At 58.6% G+C, this 21,113-nt stretch carries 20 protein-coding genes and 2 pseudogenes; 7 read left to right on the top strand and 15 right to left on the bottom strand.

Annotated features, from left to right (window positions below; translation table 11 throughout):
* Position 1 precedes the first annotated feature (1 nt).
* Positions 2-2,218: a DUF6049 family protein gene (locus tag ABRP87_RS04895; RefSeq protein ID WP_349867927.1), complete on the bottom strand. Its 2,217-nt coding sequence runs from the start codon at positions 2,216-2,218 to the stop codon at positions 2-4.
* Positions 2,218-2,718 (bottom strand): annotated as a pseudogene (locus ABRP87_RS04890) (NUDIX hydrolase); the annotation flags it as partial. The gene ABRP87_RS04895 and the pseudogene ABRP87_RS04890, both read right to left, overlap by 1 nt.
* A 193-nt stretch (positions 2,719-2,911) precedes the next feature.
* On the opposite strand from ABRP87_RS04890, the gene ABRP87_RS04885 reads away from it, so the two are divergent.
* From ABRP87_RS04885 to ABRP87_RS04870, 4 genes are read left to right on the top strand one after another with little or no spacing between them, the layout of a single operon-like run.
* Positions 2,912-4,348, top strand: coding sequence for a CCA tRNA nucleotidyltransferase (locus ABRP87_RS04885; protein ID WP_023029759.1), 1,437 nt, complete (start codon positions 2,912-2,914; stop codon positions 4,346-4,348).
* The gene (locus tag ABRP87_RS04880; RefSeq protein ID WP_349863371.1) at positions 4,348-4,944 is read left to right on the top strand and encodes a YqgE/AlgH family protein; all 597 of its coding nucleotides are present in this window, start codon (positions 4,348-4,350) and stop codon (positions 4,942-4,944) included. The genes ABRP87_RS04885 and ABRP87_RS04880 overlap by 1 nt, the downstream gene beginning before the upstream one ends.
* Positions 4,945-4,983: 39 nt before the next feature.
* A complete protein-coding gene (locus ABRP87_RS04875) occupies positions 4,984-5,715 on the top strand; it encodes an AzlC family ABC transporter permease (RefSeq protein WP_349867926.1) in 732 nt (243 codons plus the stop codon).
* Complete coding sequence (locus tag ABRP87_RS04870) at positions 5,716-6,048, top strand: branched-chain amino acid transporter permease (RefSeq protein ID WP_349863367.1); 333 nt, start codon at positions 5,716-5,718, stop codon at positions 6,046-6,048. It begins immediately after the preceding gene.
* 7 nt (positions 6,049-6,055) lie between these two features.
* On the opposite strand, the gene ABRP87_RS04865 is transcribed toward ABRP87_RS04870, so the two are convergent.
* The 5 genes from ABRP87_RS04865 to ABRP87_RS04845 all read right to left on the bottom strand — a co-directional run bounded on the left by ABRP87_RS04865 (position 6,056) and on the right by ABRP87_RS04845 (position 8,962).
* The gene (locus ABRP87_RS04865) at positions 6,056-6,367 is read right to left on the bottom strand and encodes a hypothetical protein (protein ID WP_349863365.1); all 312 of its coding nucleotides are present in this window, start codon (positions 6,365-6,367) and stop codon (positions 6,056-6,058) included.
* A 6-nt stretch (positions 6,368-6,373) separates the two neighbouring features.
* On the bottom strand, positions 6,374-7,348 hold the full coding sequence (locus tag ABRP87_RS04860; RefSeq protein ID WP_349867925.1) for a bile acid:sodium symporter family protein: 975 nt from the start codon (positions 7,346-7,348) through the stop codon (positions 6,374-6,376).
* A 131-nt stretch (positions 7,349-7,479) separates the two neighbouring features.
* Positions 7,480-7,845 carry a Rieske (2Fe-2S) protein gene (locus tag ABRP87_RS04855; RefSeq protein WP_349867924.1) on the bottom strand — a complete coding sequence of 122 codons (366 nt, stop codon included), beginning with the start codon at positions 7,843-7,845 and terminating at the stop codon, positions 7,480-7,482.
* Between the two features lie 120 nt (positions 7,846-7,965).
* The gene (locus ABRP87_RS04850) at positions 7,966-8,181 is read right to left on the bottom strand and encodes a catechol 1,2-dioxygenase (RefSeq protein WP_349852938.1); all 216 of its coding nucleotides are present in this window, start codon (positions 8,179-8,181) and stop codon (positions 7,966-7,968) included.
* Positions 8,182-8,485: 304 nt separating this feature from the next.
* Entirely contained in the window at positions 8,486-8,962 is a 477-nt protein-coding gene (locus tag ABRP87_RS04845; protein ID WP_349867923.1) for an SdpI family protein, read from the bottom strand.
* Positions 8,963-9,168: 206 nt separating this feature from the next.
* Here ABRP87_RS04845 and ABRP87_RS04840 point away from each other — a divergent pair, with 206 nt between their 5' ends.
* Entirely contained in the window at positions 9,169-10,380 is a 1,212-nt protein-coding gene (locus tag ABRP87_RS04840; protein WP_349867922.1) for a dicarboxylate/amino acid:cation symporter, read from the top strand.
* A gap of 92 nt (positions 10,381-10,472) precedes the next feature.
* Here the strand turns inward: ABRP87_RS04840 and trpA are convergent, their stop codons facing one another.
* Genes trpA through ABRP87_RS04810 form a run of 6 tightly spaced genes read right to left on the bottom strand, consistent with a single transcriptional unit; the run spans position 10,473 to position 17,163 of the window.
* Complete coding sequence (gene trpA / locus ABRP87_RS04835) at positions 10,473-11,315, bottom strand: tryptophan synthase subunit alpha (protein ID WP_349867921.1); 843 nt, start codon at positions 11,313-11,315, stop codon at positions 10,473-10,475.
* Positions 11,316-11,317: 2 nt separating this feature from the next.
* A complete protein-coding gene (trpB, locus tag ABRP87_RS04830) occupies positions 11,318-12,520 on the bottom strand; it encodes a tryptophan synthase subunit beta (protein ID WP_349867920.1) in 1,203 nt (400 codons plus the stop codon).
* Positions 12,521-12,522: 2 nt separating this feature from the next.
* The gene (gene trpCF, locus ABRP87_RS04825; protein ID WP_349867919.1) at positions 12,523-13,950 is read right to left on the bottom strand and encodes a bifunctional indole-3-glycerol-phosphate synthase TrpC/phosphoribosylanthranilate isomerase TrpF; all 1,428 of its coding nucleotides are present in this window, start codon (positions 13,948-13,950) and stop codon (positions 12,523-12,525) included.
* A 23-nt stretch (positions 13,951-13,973) separates the two neighbouring features.
* Positions 13,974-14,993: an anthranilate phosphoribosyltransferase gene (trpD, locus tag ABRP87_RS04820; protein ID WP_349867918.1), complete on the bottom strand. Its 1,020-nt coding sequence runs from the start codon at positions 14,991-14,993 to the stop codon at positions 13,974-13,976.
* Positions 14,993-15,640, bottom strand: coding sequence for an anthranilate synthase component II (locus ABRP87_RS04815; protein WP_349863343.1), 648 nt, complete (start codon positions 15,638-15,640; stop codon positions 14,993-14,995). The genes trpD and ABRP87_RS04815 overlap by 1 nt, the downstream gene beginning before the upstream one ends.
* Positions 15,637-17,163, bottom strand: coding sequence for an anthranilate synthase component 1 (locus tag ABRP87_RS04810; RefSeq protein WP_349867917.1), 1,527 nt, complete (start codon positions 17,161-17,163; stop codon positions 15,637-15,639). Before ABRP87_RS04810 ends, ABRP87_RS04815 begins: the two co-directional genes overlap by 4 nt.
* Positions 17,164-17,472: 309 nt before the next feature.
* Between ABRP87_RS04810 and ABRP87_RS04805 the strand changes: the two genes are divergently transcribed.
* Positions 17,473-18,948: an NAD-dependent succinate-semialdehyde dehydrogenase gene (locus ABRP87_RS04805; RefSeq protein ID WP_349863338.1), complete on the top strand. Its 1,476-nt coding sequence runs from the start codon at positions 17,473-17,475 to the stop codon at positions 18,946-18,948.
* A gap of 184 nt (positions 18,949-19,132) precedes the next feature.
* Positions 19,133-20,317: an MFS transporter gene (locus tag ABRP87_RS04800; RefSeq protein WP_349867916.1), complete on the top strand. Its 1,185-nt coding sequence runs from the start codon at positions 19,133-19,135 to the stop codon at positions 20,315-20,317.
* Positions 20,318-20,384: 67 nt separating this feature from the next.
* Here ABRP87_RS04800 and ABRP87_RS04795 read toward each other — a convergent pair.
* Both ABRP87_RS04795 and ABRP87_RS04790 read right to left on the bottom strand, forming a co-directional pair.
* Positions 20,385-20,570 (bottom strand): annotated as a pseudogene (locus ABRP87_RS04795) (IS1249 family transposase); the annotation flags it as partial.
* A 45-nt stretch (positions 20,571-20,615) separates the two neighbouring features.
* The coding region (locus ABRP87_RS04790; protein ID WP_349867915.1) for an IS3 family transposase at positions 20,616-21,113 on the bottom strand (498 nt) is incomplete at its 5' end.

The raw sequence follows: 21,113 nt of genomic DNA, 5'->3' as shown, positions 1-21,113 counted from the left end.
TTTACTTTTCAGCCTTGTGATTTTTGCGTCGGTGACGGCCAAGCCGAAAGAGCGTAGCCAAAACCAGCGCGAGAGCGCCGGCTATGCCGGCAGCGTATAAGGTTACGATACCGGCACGTGTCTGCACGGAGATAGTGATGGGCTGCGAAATGGTTTGATCTTTAGGAGTGGCCAGCCACAGCCCAATGTCCGTGCGATCCGCATCCTTCGGCATATCAGCGGTCATGGATACAGTAATAGAGCCCTTAGCTGGAATACGGACGCTTTTGGGCGTGTTGAGCCGCGCGCCATCGGGGGCATCGTATTGCAGCTTCGCCTCCACCGGCAATGGCAGGCCATTTTCGGCCACGATGAGCAGCGGCGATGACTCAGATACGCGGGTATAAACATTGCCCGGCGGGATGAGGGAGACGGAATCGCGCAGATCCCGCAGCGTATTGGAGTGCATCTCCATGGTGCGGGAAAAGGACTGGCGCGCTGCGGCGTGGGTGCTCAAGCTATCGCGATTATTTAGCGATAAGGAATTGAGGAGATCGCGGCGCAGCGGCAGCACGAATTCAGAGCGCGTCATGGTGATATCTGGGTCATCGACCACAATATTCATCAGCTCATCGGTATAGCGCGCCTGTTGCTCAACGCGGGCCAATTCGGGTTCCGAAAATACCGCCGGATCGATAAAGGGACTACCGGTAGGAGCGTTGGGATCGCCCTGCTGCAATTCCACCGCGCTGATCCCGCGGGGGCGGGAGTGGCCGGATTTAAGCAAGTCTTCCGCGGCGGCGAGTGCATGCTCGGCCGCGCTTGGGTCTAAGTAGTTGGGAAGCTTGGCTACGGTATCTTCCCCGCCCGCGAGGCTAAGCGCCGCCCCGCCCGTGATGGCGCGAGATAAAGCAGAATCTTTGGAGTAGTCATAACGCAGCTCTGGGTTGGAATAACCAACCGTCTGTGGCTTGGAGCCGGTTTGGGATAGCAGGGCGCCGAGGGAGGCATCAAAAGTCGCGGCCTCGCCGGACCAGTTTGAATTATCCGCAACCAGGGATGGAACCGGCAATTTTTGGTCAATATAGCCGGAACCTACCGCCAAGATATTGCTGGCCGGGGCCTTGCCCAGGACGCGTTCGATGGTCTGGTTGCCGCGCTGCAAACCCTCAAAGACAAGGGCGGGATTATTAGCCCTTGCTACCGCAGAGGCATTCGCATTGGCCCAGGGCATGGCGATGAAGCAATCCAACTCGCGCAGGCGCTCCAGCCACCGCTCGGCATCATTTTTCGCATCGCCTGGCTCCCCCTTGTCATCGTTACTGCCCCGCGACCAAGAATCGCGCAGGCGCTTGGGGCGATCGCCTTGGGCGGGGCGGGTGGAATTGACCGTATAGCCTTGCGACATGCGGTTGACGGTATCGAGCAGCGCGGGATCGATGGCCACACAGCCCGCCCCCTGCAGGTCATGATCCTCGTAGGTAGAAACCAACCTATCGAGGCGGCCGCCTTCGCGCAGTTCTTGCCCTAACTCATCGGAGGACAAGATGAGCTCTTCTCCCCCAAGCCCGCCGGGGACGATGTCTAGGTTGGCGCTGATGGGATAGACCACCGTGAGATCGTGGGGTTGGGAATCCTCGACTTCGTCGTGTCCTTCTTCCGGTGCCTCGGTATCTTTGGCATCCGTGGGGCCCTCGTCAGAGAATTGGGCCACAAAGCGCTCCTCCGCCAGGCTCACCGCATCGCCCTCGAGAGTGCCGGTCAGGGTAAAGAGCAGCGGATAAGCGCCCGGTTCATTGATTGCCAAGGTGCGCTCGGCATCTAAGCCACTGGGCACGGTAAAGCTTATTTCCCGGGTTTCACCTGGTTGCAGCGGTGCGGTGGTCATGCCCGAGCCATAATAAGGAAAATTACCGGTGGCCATTTCCGTCCGCGCTTCTGCCGCATCAGCAACGCTATCGCCGCGGCGGCTAGTTACCTGCAGATCTTCCAAGGGCTGATCGGTGGGGTTATGCACGCGGAACCGCAGCCGCATGTCAGTGCCTACGGTAAAGGGCTGGGCATCGATAAGATCCAGATCGGCGCGCTCCGGCCCGCGCGCTCCCAACCAGGCTTGGATATCCATCTGCTCGTCCGGAACAGAGTCCATTTGGGCCGCCGCGTTTGGTAGGAACAATCCCCAACCGGTAAGTACCGCGCAACCGCCGGCCGCAGCGAGTGATTTCAGGCGCTGGTGCATTAGCGTGGGGTCGCTTTCCCTGCGTCGGCTTCCTTTCGTGCAAGATCGGGGAGGAGATCGTGCGCGATGCGCGCGAGCTTGCGTTCGTCCGCGTACGCCAAGTGCTCGATGAGTTCAGAAACGGGGATCCAGGACACCTCGGTAACCTCTGGATCCTCATCGTTCATGATGCCGTCCACAAAGCGCAGTAGGTGGTGGTGCACCGTCTTGTGGATGCGGACGCCATCAGAAACGAACCAATAATCGATCACGCCGAGGTCAGCGAAAACCTCGCCGGAAATACCGGTTTCTTCCCATACCTCGCGCTCCGCGGTGACCTCCTTGGCCTCGCCATTTTCCACGTGCCCCTTGGGCATGGACCACAATAAACGCCCGCGACGGTCTAGGCGCCCGATAAGAGCCACGTAGACGCGGGACAGGTCCGCTTTACCGTTGCCGTCGACGCACTCGGCCAGCCCAGAGATTACGAGCCCGCCCGCAGAGGTCTCATCGCGGGTCTCCATGACGGTGGAGGCGCCGTGATTATTGCCGCCGCGTTGCTGCCTGCGCTGCTGGGTGTTGCGGCGCGTGCGGTTATCCGGCCGCCGCCGGCGCCGGCGCCGGTTACGGCTACGGCCGCCTCCTTTGGAGGGGCCTTGCGCGGAGCCTTGTTCTTGGTTAGTCATCCCTGCCAATCGTAGTAGACTCTCACCCGTGAATTTTCAGGACACTCAGTTAATCGGCGTTCTTGCGCGCGCGGAGTCTACCGTGAACTCGCTCAGTGGCTTATTGAGCGGGCTGGTAGACAAATTCAGCGCGCGCGGGCATGCCCTCTACCTCGTGGGCGGCTCGGTGCGCGATGCCCTCCTCGGCCGCTTGGGCAATGATCTGGACTTCACCACCCCAGCGCGCCCGGAGGTGGTCAAGGAAATCCTGGATGAGTGGGCCGAAACGGTGTGGGATACCGGCATCGCCTATGGCACTGTGTCCGCCGTGTACAAAGGCCAGCAGATAGAAATCACCACCTTCCGCTCCGATTCCTATGATGGGCAATCGCGCAACCCCGAGGTCATCTACGGCGATAGCCTGGAGGGCGATCTGGTGCGGCGCGATTTCAAGGTCAACGCGATGGCCATTGAGCTGCTTGCCGATGCCACCTTTGAGTTCCACGATCCCCTTGGCGGCCTTCACGATGTGGCCAATAAGGTGCTCGATACCCCGGATAAACCGGAAATCTCCTTCCACGATGATCCGCTGCGGATGCTGCGCGCCGCACGCTTCGCGTCCCAATTGGAGTTTCACGTGGCAGACCGCGTGGTAGCCGCCATGCGCGATATGGCGGCAGAGATTCAGCGCATCACGGTAGAGCGCGTCCAAGTGGAGCTGGATAAGCTCATGTGCGGCAAAGCCCCGTGGGATGGCATCGACCTGCTGGTCAATACCGGGATTGCGGATTACATCTTCCCAGAGATCCCCGCCCTGCGCATGACCACGGACGAGCACGCCCAGCACAAGGATGTTTACGCGCACTCGCTGAAGGTGCTGCGCCAAGCCATGGATCAAGAAGAAGACGGCCCGGACCTGGTTTTGCGGTGGGCGGCGTTGCTGCATGACATCGGCAAGCCCGATACCTTCGATAACACCGACGGCAAGGTTTCTTTCCACCACCACGAGGTGGTGGGCGCCAAGCTGACGCGCAAGCGCCTGCGGAAGCTGAAATACCCCAAGGCCACGACGGAAGATATTGGCCAGTTGGTCTACCTGCACATGCGTTTCCACGGTTTCGGGGAAAATCAATGGACCGATTCTGCCGTGCGGCGCTACGTCAACGATGCCGGTGACCTCCTCCCCCGCCTGCACAAGCTGGTGCGCGCCGATTGCACTACCCGCAATGCCAAGAAGGCGCGGCGTTTGCAGCGCACCTATGACCAATTGGAGGAGCGAATCGAGGAGATTGGCCGTAAGGAAGACCTCGCGCGGGTGCGCCCGGATCTCGATGGCAACGAGATCATGGAGATCCTAGGCCTCTCCCCTGGCCCCGAAGTGGGACAGGCGTGGTCCTATTTGAAGGAAATGCGCCTGGAGTACGGCCCCCTCGAGCGGGAAGAAGCTATTGCGAAGTTGCGCCAGTGGTGGGAGTCTAAACAGTGATGTTTGCCGATAGATTATTTAATGCCCTCGAGCGCAACGATCCCGCCCCTGGGCAATTACTCGTGTCCGCACCAGGGATGTTGTCCCCGGAATTCGCCCGCTCCGTCATCTTATTGGTCGAGCACAATGACATGATGACCTTTGGTGTGGACCTAACCAAGCGCTCAGAGGTGGCCATTTTTAATGTGCTTCCAGAATGGATGCCCATCGTCGCTAAACCGCAGGCGCTGTATATCGGTGGTCCGCTCAACCAGCAATCCGTCGTGGGCCTAGCGCAGAGCAAGCAAGGCGTGGACCCGGATAAAGAAGAACAGCTCAGCCGCCTCGCACCGCGCCTAGCGCACGTAGATCTGCGCTCTAACCCGGAAGATATCGAGCCGCTGGTTACCGGCATGCGAATGTTTGCCGGTTATGCCGAGTGGGGTCCCGGGCAGCTGGAGGAAGAAATCGAGGCCGGCGAATGGTTTGTGGCACCCGCCCTAGCGCAGGACGTGGTGGCCCCAGGCCCGGCCGATTTATGGGCCGATGTCATGAAACGCCAGCCTATGCCTCTGCCGCTGTATTCCACCTATCCCGTGAATGTGGATGATAATTAATTCCTAGGCGGCGGAAAGTGATCGGTTACACTAACCCGTATGCGCGAGGAAATCCACAAGGGCATTAAAGACACGTGGGCGGCGGCGCTCGGGTTAATTCCATTGGGCTTGGCTTTTGGCCTCCTGATGGTGCAATCCGGTTTTAGCTGGTGGTGGACTTCCATATTTTCCATCGTTATCTACGCCGGCTCTATGGAGTTTCTCGCCATCTCCATGGTTACCGGCGGTGTCTCCGCGCTGTCCTCGCTCCTTACCGGGTTTATGGTGAATTTCCGCCATATCTTCTATGGACTAACATTCCCCCGCAAACGGATTAATTCCCCCGTGGGCAAGGCCTATTCCACCTATGCCCTCACGGATGAAACGTATGCCATCGTCTCGGCGCTGCCGCGCGAGGAGCGGCCTACCGGCACCCGCATTTTGAGCATACAAATCTTTTGCCAAATTCTGTGGGTAGGCGGCGGCATCGTTGGCGCGCTCGCCGGCCAGGTAATCCCCTCCTCCGTTGAGGGAATGGAATTCGCCCTCGTCGCCCTATTCGTCGTCCTAGCGATGGACTCCTTCCGCAATAATCAGGATCTTTCCCTGCCGCTATCGGCCGCGGCCTTAGGCATCCTCGCCGCATTCATTACCCCGGGGCAGCTGCTAATGGTCTCCCTGAGCGCGTATTTCTTGTTGCTCATCATTCGCTACCTGTCTCCGCGCGTGGATAACGCGCTTACCTGGCGGCTGCAGCCCCTTCCTTCCACGACCGTGAAGGAGGATAATTAAATGCCGGACGGAGTCAGTTTAGGCGCGATTGCTGCAGTGCTCATCCCTGTAGGCATCGTGACCGTCTTATTGCGGGAGCTTCCCTTCTCCGCAAAGAAGTGGATGAAGGATAGCGAGTTCTTTTCGCTGCTGGGCTTGATGATGCCCGTAGGCGTCATGACCATCTTGGTGGTCTATGCCGTTGCCGGACAGGCGGATGGCGCCGGCGGCCTGTGGCCGGTGCTCCTGGGCGTGCTAGTTACCGTCGGACTACACAAGTGGAAGCGCGATTCCGGATTATCCATCTTCGGCGGTACCGCGTTCTACATGATACTGGTGAACCTGGTGCTGTAGGCCGCGCCTAGCTAATTCCAAACTTGGTGGTGGCTTCCGTCCACAGCGCTTCAAATTGTTCTTGGTCCATGTACTGGGCGCTAATATCCGGGAACTCACCGTAGGTATCGGGGTGCGGAACCACTTCTTGCGGCTTGTCCACGTTTCCCGTGGAACTATTTGGGGTCGCTACCCCGACGACGGAGTCCGCAGGATCCAAAGCGATCATGCGGTGCATGCGGCAGCGCTGGGCATCGTGTTCTTCTAGTTCTGCGAGGTGGACCGCGGAGCCCACTCCCGGGACGGAGAGTTCGGTGCGCACATAAAGGTAATTAGCCATGGGAACCTAGTGTAGTTGCTCTTCGTCCCGTTGCGCGTACCGGGAGGCCAACACAGAACAGATCATTAGCTGCACCTGGTGGTAAATCATCAGCGGGAGAATCAATAGACCGAGCGATGTCGGTCCTGAGGCAAACATGACTGAGGCCATGGGAAGGCCGGTGGCCAAGGACTTCTTGGAGCCACAGAATTGGATCGCAATGGTATCGGCGCGAGAAAAACCCAGTTTTCCGGAGATGAACTGTGTTAGCCAAAGCATGAAGATGACGAATGCCGCGGCGAAAACGATGAGGAAGACAATCTCCCAGGCAGAAATGGAGGACCAGATTCCATCCACCACACCCTTGGAAAAAGCCGAATAGACCACCATGGCAATGGACCCGCGGTCCACCACCTTTGTAGCTTTGCTCTGGGCGAAGTCCGCTATCCAGCGTCGAGTTAGTTGGCCTAACACAAATGGCGCTAGAAGCAAAAGGGAGATCTCCCCAAAGACGGAGGTATCGATTTGCAGGCCGGAACCGGTACCCATGAGCAGCATGACTAGGACTGGCGTGATGAAGACGCCGGCCAAGTTGGAGGTTGAGGCGGAGACAATGGCCCCGGATACGTTTCCCTTGGCAATGGAGGTAAATGCCACTGAGGACTGCACGGTGGACGGGACCAGCGTGAGGAATAGGATCCCCATGTACATATCGTCCGTAATGAACCCAGTGAGGGGCCGCAGTGCCAAGCCAATGAGAGGATAAATGACGAAGGTGAACGCGAGAATGGTGAGGTGAAGCCGCCAGTGCTTAAGCCCATTTAGAGCTTCTTGGGTGGATAGCCGCGCGCCGTAGAGAAAAAACAACAGCGCGATCGCCACATTCGTCAGGCTGCCAAAGACGTTAGCGAAGGTGCCGCGGGCCGGTGCAATGATCGCGATTGCGACGGCCGTAAGGATGAGGACGATGAGCGGATCCGGCTTTTTAAGTCTGTGCAGCATGACCCAAAGTGTAAACCGTCTCGCTTGGTTCCACGAAAGGTAGTGCGGATAATTTTCTTCTGCGTACTCCCATTGAGTCTCATGGTTTCACGTGAAACGATGGGCGTAGAGGGTGAAGCGTCCGCGGGGATTTACGCAGTAGTGACCTTTGTACCCTCTTGGCTTACCGCAACTTCTTTGAGTGGGTCGCGGCCAGGTCCTTCAATGACCGAACCGTCTTTCAGGTTATAGGACGTATGATGCGCCGTGCAGGTAGCAGTCATACCGTCGATTTCTGTAATGGGGTTTTGTTGGTGCGGGCAGGTTTGGGAGTAGGCCTTAAACTCCCCCTCTTGCGGCTGTGTGAAGATAACCCCATCGACGATGACCCCAGAGCCTACGGGAATGTCTGTTGCCGCGATCTCCGCGGATGGTTCTGAGCCACAGGCCGCGAGGTATGCACCTGCGAAAGTCGTGGCGGATCCGAGCAAGAACATGCGGCGTGAACAGATAGTCATAGCCTCTACTCTATCCTGAATGGTTCAAGGCCGGAACATGATTTCGGCGACGGTTAGTAACACGTGTCTGGTCATCATAACGTGGAAGTATTAGGTGTAGGTTTCACGTGAAACATGTCATTAGGAAAGGTTGCCGTTCCAGGTGGCGATGGAACCAGACTCGGAGGGTGTGAGTTCATAAGTGCCGGAGTCGAGCCCTAAGTCATTAACCATGGGGTGCGGACCCTCCCCTCCTACGGCTTGTGATTCCGGATCGATGCGGTGGGAGTCGGCGACATAAGAACCGATGCTAAAAGTGGAAACGGCGATTGCGGCGAGAGCTGTTGTTTTCTTCATGCCTCCCATTGTCTACGCTTGCGTGCGCTAGGTGTAGCGGCTGAGTAGCACTGTGCGGAACCTTTATGCGAGCTCTATGAATTTCCACAGGAAATGTATTTAGTGGAATGGAACCACTATAGCTAACGCCCAATGTAGAGGGTATCCTCGAATGGTAGTTTGTTTTAGTTGTGACGAAACGACTGTGACTACTTGTTAGAGTAATAACGTCACTGTGTCATAAAAAATCTCCCTCGCCTGTCTCTGAGTGTGGCGATTGCCGAACAGGGACGGGAGGGAGAAAAGTAACGCGAAAGCTAAGTATTTAATTATCAGAGTGCCGGGCGGCCTGGCGGAGGGCTCCCAGATCAACCTCCGGTTGGGTGACGGAGTTAGTGGAGGTCTCTTCCCCACCGCAGCCGCCGGAGCCACAGTTGCAGCTATCGCCACAACCCTCGTCATCGGCATGCGCTTGCTCATAAAGAAATGCTGCGCGCGATCCAAGGTTCGAACCGACGGAAAGCGCGAGGATCGCGATGACGAAAGTGGTGACTGGAATAAGCCACATCCAGCCCTCCGCGCGAAAGGCTACGACCCCACCGAAAAGTAGCGAGACTCCGCCTAGGGCCCAGAAGGGGCCTGCAACGGCGTGCGCATTATCCCACGCTTCACGTGATTTTCGGATCTCTTGTAAGCGCAAGCCGATGTATTTATTGCCGGGCAACCGCTTGGTGGCGGCGAGTGCGCCCACTGCGATAAGGAAAACGGCAAGGATTAAAAATATGATTCCCACTGCGACCATATACATAGTTTAATCCTGCAACGCGATATTGGAAATTAAGCTACGGGGCTTGTGTCTTAAATATAAGGCGGCTCGGGTAAAATTCAATTTGGATCGATCGATAGATATTCGCTCGATTTTGCACCTGCACCACGTTGTCTCTCCTTCCGTCGAACCACACACAAGTGAGTCCCCGGACTGGGAACACCTAACCTGATTGTGATTGCATGAATCTCAAGAAAATAGCGGACTCTCTCCTTTTCCGCATCGTTCTCGCCATCGTGCTTGGCATTGTCGTCAGCTTCTTTGCGCCCGAATGGTTCGGTCGAGCCTTTGCGACCTTTAACGGGCTATTTGGTAACTTCCTCAACTTCTTCATTCCTGTGCTGATTTTCGCCCTTGTCGCCCCGGCAATCGCCGGTCTTGGCAAGGGCGCAGGAAAATGGTTGGGGGTTACGGCGGCTATCGCCTACGGTTCCACCATTCTCTCGGGGTTGATTGCCTACGGCCTGGCACAGTGGCTCTATCCTTCGATGCTGGCGGGCCAAACCCTAGTGACCAACGTTTCCGACGTGGATGAGGGCTCGCTTTCCCCTTATTTCGAGGTGGAGATGGCACCACCGTTTGAGGTGATGACGGCGCTATTGCTTTCCTTCTGCATTGGTGTCGCCATGACGACGGTGAAGTCCGATACGCTCTACACCGTCACCAAAGAACTGGAAAATGTGGTGGTTAAGGTCATTTGGGGATTCGTTATTCCCATCTTGCCGTTCTACATTTTCGGCATGTTCCTTGGCCTGGGTATGAATGGCAATATTGGTGACGTCCTTTCTGCCTTTGCGAAGGTACTGATCCTGGCAGTGGTCATGACGCTGGTGTACCTCGTGCTCCAGTATGTGGTTGCCGGTGCAATCGCAGGAAAGAATCCCTTTAAGGCTCTGCGGAATATGCTGCCGGCATACTTCACTGCATTGGGTACGTCATCTTCTGCTGCGACCATTCCGGTGTCTTTGGAATCCAGCTTGCGCAACGGCATTTCGAAGCCGGTCGCGAGCTTTGTGATCCCGCTGTGCGCGACAATTCACCTGTCCGGGTCCATGATGAAGCTGACGCTTTATGCCTTCGCCATCGTCTTTATGGCGAATATGGATATCAGCACTGGCACCGGCCTTGGCTTTATCTTCCTGCTGGGAATCATGATGATCGCCGCACCAGGCGTGCCGGGTGGTGCCGTTATGGTGGCCGTTGGTCTCTTAGCGGATATGATGGGCTTCGATGACGGAATGGTGGCGCTGATGATCGCGGCCTATATTGCGATTGACTCCGTCGGCACCGCAGCGAACGTCACCGGCGATGGAGCCATTGCGATGGTCGTCGATAAGTTCGCCCGCGACAAGGTCGATACCCTGAACGACGAAGAGGCAGAGACCGTAGCCTAGTTTCCCGTGAAACATTTGCGCCCCCTGGCTTCCCCACCTAACAAGTATGGGAGGAAGCCAGGGGGCTTTTTGGCGCTACCGTCCGGTAGGCTCTATCCCTTGGTCGCTTCCTTCATCGCCGAGATGAAATCGGTCAGCTCAGCGTGCAACGCATCTGCGTCATCGATCGTCCCGACGGCGCCGGTTTCATGTGAAACATGCCGGTCGATGATCTTGGTGATCGCGGATCCGGTAATGGCGCCCGCGGCATTTGCGGCGATGGCATCGGCGACGTGCTTCGGCGAAGAAATACCGAACCCGAGCAAGACCGGTGCACCATTGAAGCGTTGAATGCTGGCGACCACCTCGTCGAGGCCGGTGGTCTCAGATTCTTTCTCGGTTCCCGTCACGCCATCGCGTGAGATTGCGTAAATATATCCCTGCGAATGCTGGGCGACGCCAGCAAGCGTGCGTTCTGCAGCCCGCGCGGGTGCGATGAAGATGGGGTCGATACCGGCTTCCTTTGCTGCGGCGATGAATGGGGCGCCTTCGCGCACGGGGACATCGGGAAGCAAAATGCTATCGGCGCCAGCGTCCGCGAACTCCGCATAGAATTGCTTCACCCCGCGGGCGAAGGCGACGTTGCCGTAGATCAACATGCCGATGGGCAAATCGGGGAACTCGGTGCGAATCGTCCGCACCTGATCCAAGGCACTATCAAGGGTCGCTCCCCCATCAAGGGCGCGGATGTGCGAAGCCTGGATGGTGGGACCATCCGCCACTGGGTCAGAGAAGGGGACGCCGAGCTCCAAGGCGTCCGCCCCGGCGGCGACTGCGGTGCGGATAATATCCAGGCTTGCCTCAGGCGTCGGATCACCTAGCATGATGAAAGGGACAAACGCTCCCTCATTCTTCTCACGCAACGCGGCAAAAAGCTTATCGTAACGGCTGCCCATGATTAGTTCTCCTTGAGTTGCAGTTCGGGGTGGGATTCCAAGGTGTGGCGGACATGGTCGATGTCCTTATCGCCGCGGCCGGAAAGTGATACGAGGATGGTGATGTCCTCGTCCTTGCGCTTCAGGGCGTAGGCCAAGGCGTGGGAGGATTCAAGGGCGGGAATGATGCCTTCCCTCTTGGACAAGAGCTGGAAGGCCTCTAGGGCCTCGGCGTCTGTAATTCCCACGTATTTCGATCGACCGGTGGCGTGGAGGTGCGCGTGCTGCGGCCCCACGCCGGGGTAATCCAAGCCGGCGGAAATGGAATAGGATTCTTCCACCTGCCCCTCAGAATTGCGCATGAGGTAACTGCGCGCGCCGTGGAGGATGCCCACGGTGCCGTTGTTGATGGTGGCACCGTGTTCGCCGGAATCGAGGCCAGCACCGCCTGGTTCGGCGCCGACCAATTCCACCGCGTCTTCGTCAATGAAGTCTGCGAACATGCCGATGGCGTTGGAACCGCCGCCCACGCAGGCGACAACGAGATCGGGTAGGCCGCCCGTCTTCTCGATTAGCTGCGCCTTGGCTTCGGTAGAAATGACGCGGTGGAATTCGCGCACGATGGTGGGAAATGGGTGCGGGCCGGCCGCGGTGCCGAGCAGGTAATGCGACTCATGGAAAGTAGCGGTCCAATCGCGCAGTGCCTCGTTGACGGCATCCTTCAGGGTTCCGGACCCGGTATCAACGGGGATGACCTTTGCGCCCATGAGCTCCATGCGGAAGACGTTGGGTTGTTGGCGCTGGACGTCCTTAGCACCCATGTAGACCACGCACTTGAGGTCGAGCAGCGCACATGCCAATGCCGTTGCCGTACCGTGCTGTCCCGCGCCGGTCTCGGCGATGATTCGCTTCTTGCCCATGCGCTTAGCCAGGAGGGCTTGTCCGAGCACTTGGTTGGTCTTATGCGCCCCGCCGTGGACGAGGTCCTCGCGCTTTAGGAAGATCCGCGCCTTCCCGCCGAGCTTCTTTACTTCGGTGACGGGGGTCGGGCGGCCTAGGTAATCGCGCAGCAATCCGGCGAGCTCTTCGCGGAAGCTGGGATCATTCTGGGCATCGACAAAAGCCTGCTCCAATTGATCCAATGCGGGGATGAGGGATTCCGGGACGTATTGGCCGCCGAATTCCCCAAAGTATGCGGGAAGGAGTGTTTCACGTGAATCGGGCATAATTAATCTCTCTTTTCAGGTTGGTTGAATAATCGGATTGTGCGGAAGGCTTGAGAAATTAGGGCGGCGTCTTTGTTCCCGGGGCGCGTTTCTAATCCTGAGTTCAGGTCGAGCCCCGCAGTTCCCACCTTGAGTGCCTCTTCCAAGTTTGTGAGATTGAGGCCGCCGGCCAACAGGCTATGGGCTTTGATTTCGTCCGGGATTTCCGTCCAATCAAAGCTGCGTCCGGTCCCTCCCCTACCCGAGTCGAGCACAAGGCGGTCAACCTGTCCGGCAAGTTGTCGCGCCATCTCTACCCACTGAGGGTTGGTCATGTCGATGGCCCGCCAGACAAACCCCGCGTCGGCGTTCGCGAGTTCCGCGCGGGCGCTTTCGATCAGTGATAGCTCCCCTTCCACGCTGCCTTGGAAAGGGGCGTGCAACTGGATTCCGGATAGCCCGCGGGTCGCCGCCACGGACCGCAACTCTGCGGGGTCGTCGCTGCGGCTGACTGCTACGAAATCCAAGCCGTGCTCGGCGGCGATGATTTTCTCGGCGGTTTCACGTGAAACATTGCGCGGGGAATCCGGGACAAAGATGAGACCTCCGTAGCGGGCACCGGCGGCACGGGCGGCTTGGGCCGTGGAGGAGGCGGTGAGCCCGCACACCTTATTCGCGCCGAAGAGAAGATCCCGGGCGGCGCGGTCGATGTCCGCGTGAGAGGTGAGTTGGGAGCCGACGAGGAAGGCATTGGCGTGGGCGCCCAAACGCCGGACGGTGTGGTTATCGCGGATACCGGATTCGGAGACGACGACCTTATCGTCAGGCACGTACCCGGCGAGTTGCTCGGTGCGGGAGGGGTCGATGCTCAAGTCATGGAGGTTGCGGTTATTAATGCCGATGATCTCCACCCCGAAGGACAGCGCGCGGTCCACCTCCTCCTTGGTGATGGCTTCAGTCAGTACATCTAGTCCTAATTTATCCGCCAAGGACTTCAGCTGTGCAAAGGTTTCATCATCCACGATGGACATCATCAGCAAAATCGCATCCGCGCCGTAGTAGCGCGCGGCATAGACCTGAACTGGATCGACGATGAAGTCCTTGCACAAAACCGGCAGGTGCGTGGACTGGGCTACGGTCTGGAGGTGATGGTAATCCCCGCCGAACCGCTCCGGCTCACACAGCACGGAAATGGCATTCGCGTAGCGGGAATAGACGCGCGCGATATCGCCGGGGCGGTAATCCTCGCGAATCATTCCGAGTGATGGCGATGCAGACTTGCACTCCATGATGAAGCGATTGGTGCCATTGAGCGCCGCAAAAAGCGAACGCCGAGACGGCTCAAGCTTGTCCACATCTACGTAGGCGATGCGCTCGCGAATGCCGGCAAGGTGAGTGCGGCGCTGAGCCACAATCCCCTCGAGCACCGTCGGCAGTTTCTGTTCTGTCATTTCTTATCCCTCGTGTGGCCTTCTTAGTATTCGGCTTCCTCGTGGGTGCGCAGCCAGCGGTCCACGTCCCCGCTATCGATGAGCCCCTTGGCGTGGGCGACGCCCTCTGCAATCGAGGCCGTGGTGCCACCCAGATAAAACATTGCCCCAGCCGATGCCGCGACCGCATCATAGTGCGCCGGCTTACCCGAGCCATTAAATATGGCGCGCACGTGCGCGGCATTATCTTGGCCGTCGCCGCCGGCGAGCTCACTGAGCTCATGCTTGGCGATGCCCAACTCCTCCGGCGTTAGCTCATAGTGTGAAATCTCGCCGTCCTTTAGCTCCCAAACCTGCGTGGTGCCGTGGGTAGCGATCTCATCGGTACCGGCGCCGTGGACGACGAGCGCCCGCCTGCGCCCCAGCTCCCGGAAGACTTCCGCGATCATGGGGCCCTGGGCGGGGTTGGCGATGCCCATGATCTGTAGCTCGGGGCGGCCCGGGGAGAGCAAGGGACCCAAGGTATTGAAGATGGTGGAGACCCCGAGCGCCTTGCGCACCGGTTGCACGTGGGCCACCGCTGGGTTGTAGGCCGGAGCGAAGAGGAAGGTGAAGTTGGAGGCCTCGAATTGGCGGACGGCGCGGTCCACGTCGAGGTCCAGCGGAATATTTAGCGCCTCGAGCACATCGGCGGAACCGGACTTGGAGGAAACGGACCGGTTGCCGTGTTTAACCATCCTTACTCCCCCAGCGGCGGCAACCAAGGAGGCCGCTGTAGTGATATTGATGGTATTCGCGCCATCGCCACCGGTTCCCGCGGAGTCCATGAGGCCCTCACCAGTAATGGGAAAGGGGTGTCCAACTTTCAAGAATGCCTTGGCGGCACCCGTGATATCCGCGAGGGTCTCGCCGCGGGTGCGGATATGGGTGAGCAACGCGGAGATCTGAATATCGTCATAATCACCCACGGCGACCGGGGTGAAGACCTCGGTGGCCTCCTCCACGGTGGGCGCGGGATTATCCAAGAAGGCTTGCAGTGTTTTCAATGGGCTTTGATTCGGCATTAGTGCTTCGGCTCCATAGTGGGATGGGTAGATAGTCGGTGGATGCAACGGTCTAGCATGTCTGGGCCACGGGGCGAGAGGATTGACTCGGGGTGGAATTGCATCCCTAGTGCCATCCCATCGTCCGTTTCTGCCGCCATGGCGATGGTCCCGATCTCTGCCTCCGTCTCCGCGAGCACCCGCATGCCGGCTGGCATGCGCGTGCACCCCAAGGAGTGATACCGGGCCACGGGGACCTGGGTGCCGGGGACGCAGGGCTGGGCGGGATCGGCATCGGTGGCTAGGCCGGCGAAGACTGGGTGGGCGGTGCCGGCATCGGTAAGCGTCATAGGTATGGACTTGCCGTGCACGGGGCCGCACGGCCCTACCCCGCCACCGTGGTATTCCAGTAGCGCCTGGAAGCCCAAGCAGACGCCGAGGATGGGGATGGTGCCCAAGGTGGCACCGATAAGCTCCATCATGCAACCAGCATCGCGCGGGTGGCCGGGGCCTGGGGAAAGGACAATAATATCGGGCTCGGCCGCCAGCACCTCCGCGACGGAGACGCTGTTGCGGTAGACGGTGGTGCGGTAACCGGCGAGGGCATCGACGAGGTTATAGACAAAGGAATCGTGGTTATCGAGCAAGACCACGTGCGGCGAATTCATCGCTGTACCTCCAGGGTGGCGTTGTGCGCGAGGGCAATGGCGTGGAGAACGGCATAGGCCTTGTGCAGGGTTTCATCGGCTTCGGATTGCGGGATGGAATCGTGCACCACCCCGGCACCGGCCTGGACAGCGGCCGTACCGCGGTGGACGAAGGCGGAGCGAATGACAATGCAGGTATCCATGGCGCCGTCGCCGCGAAGGTACCCCACTGCGCCGCCGTAGGAGCCACGGCGCTTGTGTTCGGCCTGGCGGATGAGCTCGCTGGCGCGCAACTTGGGTGCGCCGGTCAATGTTCCCATGTTCATGCAGGCGCGGTAGGCATCGAGGGCATCGAAGTCCTCGTGCAACCTGGCGGTCACGCGGGAGACCAAGTGCATAACTCGTGAATAGCGGTCTACTTGGAGCAGGTCTGCCACCCGCCGGGTGCCGGGTTCTGCTACGCGGGCGAGATCATTGCGCGCGAGATCTACCAGCATGGTGTGCTCGGCTAGTTCCTTGGTATCCGTGCGCATTTCTAGCTCATTGCGGATATCCAATTCATCGTTGATCGTGCCGTCCGGGTTGAGCCCGCGGGGCCTAGTTCCGGCAATGGGATAGAGCTCCACCTGCCGCGTCGCGGGGTCAAACTTCAGATTGGATTCCGGTGATGCGCCGAAAAGCTCATAATCTTCTCCCCGGAGATAGAACATATACGGCGAAGGATTGGTCTCTCGGAGCTGGCGATAGGCCGCGAAGGCATCGGGGCAGTCCACCGTGAAGGTGCGGGCTGGGACGACTTGGTAAATATCGCCAGAGTCAATATTGCCCTTGAGCCGCGTTACCTGCTCGCAAAACGCGGCATCGTTAATATCCGCGGTCGCCCTCAAGGTCTCCGCAGGCTGGCCAAGCGCCGGATCCTCTATCGCGTCGATGGGCGTGGTGGCCAAGGCGTCGAGCCTGTCTTCCAAGCGGGCTCGGTCGATATCCCAGCCCTCTACCCGCGCCGTCTGCGTTAGGTGGTCCACCGCAAGGACCGTTTGGGCGACGAGGAATTCATAATCGGGAAACCTATTGGGCCCCTCGCCTACCTCAGGCAGGTTTTCAAAAGTGGCCAAATAGTCATAGGCAAAGCCGCCGGCGACGAATGGCAACAGAGGCGAGGAATAGGAATGATCGCGCTGCAGCGCGCGGAGGATATCGGCCGTCGATTCATCTAGGAGCCGTTGCCGTTCATCGGACTCGCTGGAGGGCGAGAACTCAAAGACAATTTCCGTGGTTTCACGTGAAACAATCCGGTTTGTAAAACTCGAATGCAGCATGGTGATGAGCTGTTCCCCCGCTGGGCTGAGTGCGAGGACGCGAACTCGCTGGCCGGTGCAGGTCACTCTCGCCGCGGCATCGAGCACGGCCAGGCACGTGAGGTTTTTCTTGGTTTCAATATCTGCGCTTTCCAATAAGAAGGAATCGCTCGATCGCGCCAAGCTATGAAATAGCGCTGAGGCATCCCGGCAATAGGCAATATCGCGGGTGGCGGTGTATGTCATTGCAGTGCCCTTTCAGGAGTAACTGAGGAACAGAGTGCGAGGGACCCGGGGTATCCGCGAGCAAAGGCACTGAAAACGCCGAAAGGCCCGCAGAAAGCGAGCCTAAAATGGGGTGCGAAGAAAGGCCCGCGAGTTACGCGCGCCACCACCAACGAGTAGTCATTTTCTTCATGGGCACTAGCCTAGCCTAAATTTCTATAGCGTGGAAGAAACAAGTGAAAAATATTCAATCGGTATCTAATGAGTGGTCTTCGCGCCCGTTAAGGGTAATGTGGTGCAGGTCAATATCTTCAAGAAAGGTGACGATAAGTGAGTATTAATATCGACGAGGTAATTGCAAAGGTCCCCACCCAATTGCTTATTGGTGGTGAGTGGCGCGATTCCACCTCCGGCGAGACTTTTGACGTTGAAAACCCAGCGACGGGCGAAACGCTGGCGACGCTATCTTCCGCAAACTCGGACGATGCGATTGCTGCCCTCGACGCTGCCTGTGCCGTGCAGGATGACTGGGCGCGCACCACGCCGCGCGAGCGCGCGGAGATTCTGCGTCGAGCATTCGATCTAGTACAGGAGCGGGCGGATGAATTCGCAGCACTGATGACGCTAGAGATGGGCAAGCCTTTCGCGGAAGCTAAGGGTGAGGTCACTTATGGCGGCGAGTTCCTGCGTTGGTTCAGTGAGGAAACGGTGCGCGATTATGGTCGCGCCGCAACCGTTCCCGAAGGCACGCTACGGATGATCACTCGCCGCAAGCCGGTGGGTCCCTGCCTTCTGATCACCCCGTGGAACTTCCCGTTGGCCATGGCTACTCGCAAGGTGGCTCCGGCGGTGGCAGCGGGTTGCACGATGGTGCTCAAGCCGGCCAAGCTGACTCCCCTGACTGCGCAGTACTTTGCGCAAACCATGATCGATGCTGGGCTTCCAAAGGGCGTTCTCAACGTTGTCGCCGGTAAGTCTGCATCTGCAATTTCGGAGCCATTGCTTGCCGATGACCGCTTGCGCAAGCTTTCCTTCACTGGTTCTACCCCAGTAGGCCGGACTCTTTTGAAGGGCGCGGCCGATAACGTGCTGCGTACCTCCATGGAACTGGGCGGCAATGCCCCATTCATTGTCTTTGAGGACGCAGATATTGACCAAGCGGTCCAGGGTGCGATGGGCGCCAAGATGCGCAATATCGGCGAGGCCTGCACCGCAGCTAACCGCTTCTTGGTCCATGAGTCTGTTGCTGAGGAGTTTTCCGAGAAACTCGTTGCGGAGTTTGAGAAGCTCAATTTGGGCAATGGTATGGACGAAGGTATTACCTGCGGACCTCTCGTCGAGTCCAAGGCTTTGGAGAGCATTGCGGCATTGGTGGACGATGCTGCAGAAAAGGGCGCTACCATCGCCACCGGCGGTAAGCGCGGGGACGGTGCCGGCTACTTCTACGAGCCTACGGTGATCACCAATGTTTCACGTGAAACACGCGTCGCCCAGGAAGAGATCTTCGGTCCAGTCGCCCCGATTATCACCTTCAGTACCGAGGAAGAGGCGCTCGAGATCGCCAACGATACCGAGTACGGTTTGGCATCTTACGTCTTTACCGAGAACTCCGACCGCCTGTGGCGCATCGCTGATGGCCTAGAGTTTGGCCTGATGGGCTTCAACGCCGGCGTTATCTCTAATGCCGCTGCCCCCTTCGGCGGCGTGAAGCAATCCGGAATGGGCCGCGAGGGTGGCGCGGAAGGTATCGAGGAATACACCTCCGTGCAGTACCTGGGCATCCGCGACCCTTATGCCAATGCTTAGGCCTTCAACCGGCGACGCAATCACTGTTTAGCGCGCTTATAATCGTGTTTGATTAAACATTTAAGTGCGTGCGGCGTATACTCACTCCCTGCATAATTGTGATTGCTTTCCTTCTCCCCGCACGCGGCCCTTCTGGGGCCGTGCGCGGTTGGGAGGATTTTTTATTTTTTATTTGGAGTGAGTCTTGTCAACAACGAATTCAGCGGCAGCTCAGCCGCCATTGATTACACCCACGTTCCTTTTGGCGTGGGTGGCTAATTTTGGCCAGTTCCTTGTCTTCTACCTAACGGTGACGACCATGGCCCTGTATGCCGTCGAAAGCTTCGGGGCGTCCGATACCGTCAGTGGTTTTGCCTCCAGCGCCTTTGTTTTGGGCGCGACTTTCATGCGCATCGTCTCCGGCTGGTTGGTGGACCGCGTGGGGCAAAAGCGCGCCGCGCTGACCTCGCTAGCCTTCGTCAGCATCGTGACGGTGGGCTATTTCGTGGCCCATAACGTGGCCATCCTCATCCTCGTGCGCCTGCTTCACGGCGCAGGCTATGCCTTGACCTCTACGGCGCTGATGGCCGTCGCCCAGTCCGTCATCCCCCAGCAGCGCCGCGCGGAAGGCACCGGCTACTTCGCCCTCGGCACGACCCTGGCTACCGCCTTCGGCCCGGCAGTGGGCTTGTTCTTAGCCAATAATATTGGCTATAACACCCTCTTTGCGGTCGCCCTGGGTTCCAATATCGTCTCCCTCGTGCTGGCGCTCGTGCTGCGCTACCCGGCGGAGCTCGATGAGGAAAAGCCGGCCTTCAAGCTGCGCAACGCGGTGCACCCCAACGTGTTGCCGATCGGCTTTTTCATGCTCCTGGTGGGCATCGCCTACTCCGGCGTGGTCACCTATCTCAATGCCTATGCGCGCGAAGAGGACCTGGCCACCGGCGCCGGCCTCTTTTTCATCGGCTACGCCGTAGTCATGCTCATCATGCGCTTCTTCTTGGGCCGCATCCAGGACCACAAGGGCGATAACTCGGTCATGTACCTGGGCCTGGTGTCCTTCGCCATCGCCCTTATTATCATGGGCTTTCCCAGCAATGACGTGATGCTCGTGGTCGCGGGTGCGTTTACGGGCATGGGATACGGCACGCTAAGCCCCGCCTGCCAGGCCATTTCTGTACGCTCTGTATCGGCCGCCCAGATAGGCGCGGGCATTTCCACGATGTTCCTCTTGATGGACTTCGGCATCGGCCTCGCCCCCTTCGGGCTTGGCCCCATCGTGAGCGCCACCGGCTTCGATACGATGTACCTCATCCTCGCCGGCCTCATCGCCGTAGCGGCGGTGTACTACTACATGGTCCACGGGCGCTACCCCAAGGCGAAGGGTTAAACGACAAAACGTGTTGTTTTTCGGCGTGTCGAGTTAAACGACATTTTGTGTTGGTGGGGGTAGGGGTTTAGCGTATGTGGCCTTTACGTATTCCCATAGAGTGGTTGTAGGCAGTGTCGATGGCGCTGTCGAAAGTTGCTGGTCGGCCATCTTCATGGCCGCTGGTGGCTTGTGTTTCCTGGTCGGCTAGGGTGTGTGCTTTGGCGAGTGCGTCCTGGCCCCAGTTGTGCTGCCTGGCGATCTCTACGGGGTTGGGGTTGCCCGCAAATCGTGGACACGTAGTTAAGCTGCTTAGGGGTTAAGCAGCGGCCTTCTTATTACCATTTTGATCAGCGAGCTGGGCTTCGAAATCGACGGGGCTTACCATCCCGATGGACGAGTGGCGACGGCGCCGGTTGTAGACAATCTCAATCCAGCGAGCCACCGCCTTCCGGGCTTCGTTGCGGGTTCGCCATTCCTTCCGATCGTAAAATTCGGTCTTCAATGTCGACCAGAACGACTCGGCCATCGCATTGTCAAAGCAGACACCAGTACGGCCGACCGATTGTGCAATCCCTAGTTCTTGACAGACCTGCCACAGCTGTTCGCTGGTGAACTGGGTACCACGATCGGCGTGGAAGACCACGCCGTCGGGTACTTCACCACGCAGGGTGTAAGCCATGCGCAGTGCACGTTCAACTAGGTAAGAATCCTGCACACTATCCATGGACCAGCCTAGGACTCGGCGGGAGTGTCCATCGCGGATAACGCATAGGTACAGCCAGCCCTCATTCGTGCGTAGATAGGTAATATCCGA

The organism is Corynebacterium sp. KPL2830, assembly GCF_040225635.1.
Taxonomy (GTDB): Bacteria; Actinomycetota; Actinomycetes; order Mycobacteriales; family Mycobacteriaceae; genus Corynebacterium.
Note: the sequence above shows the minus strand (reverse complement) of the source record. Positions and strands in the feature narration are given on the sequence as shown.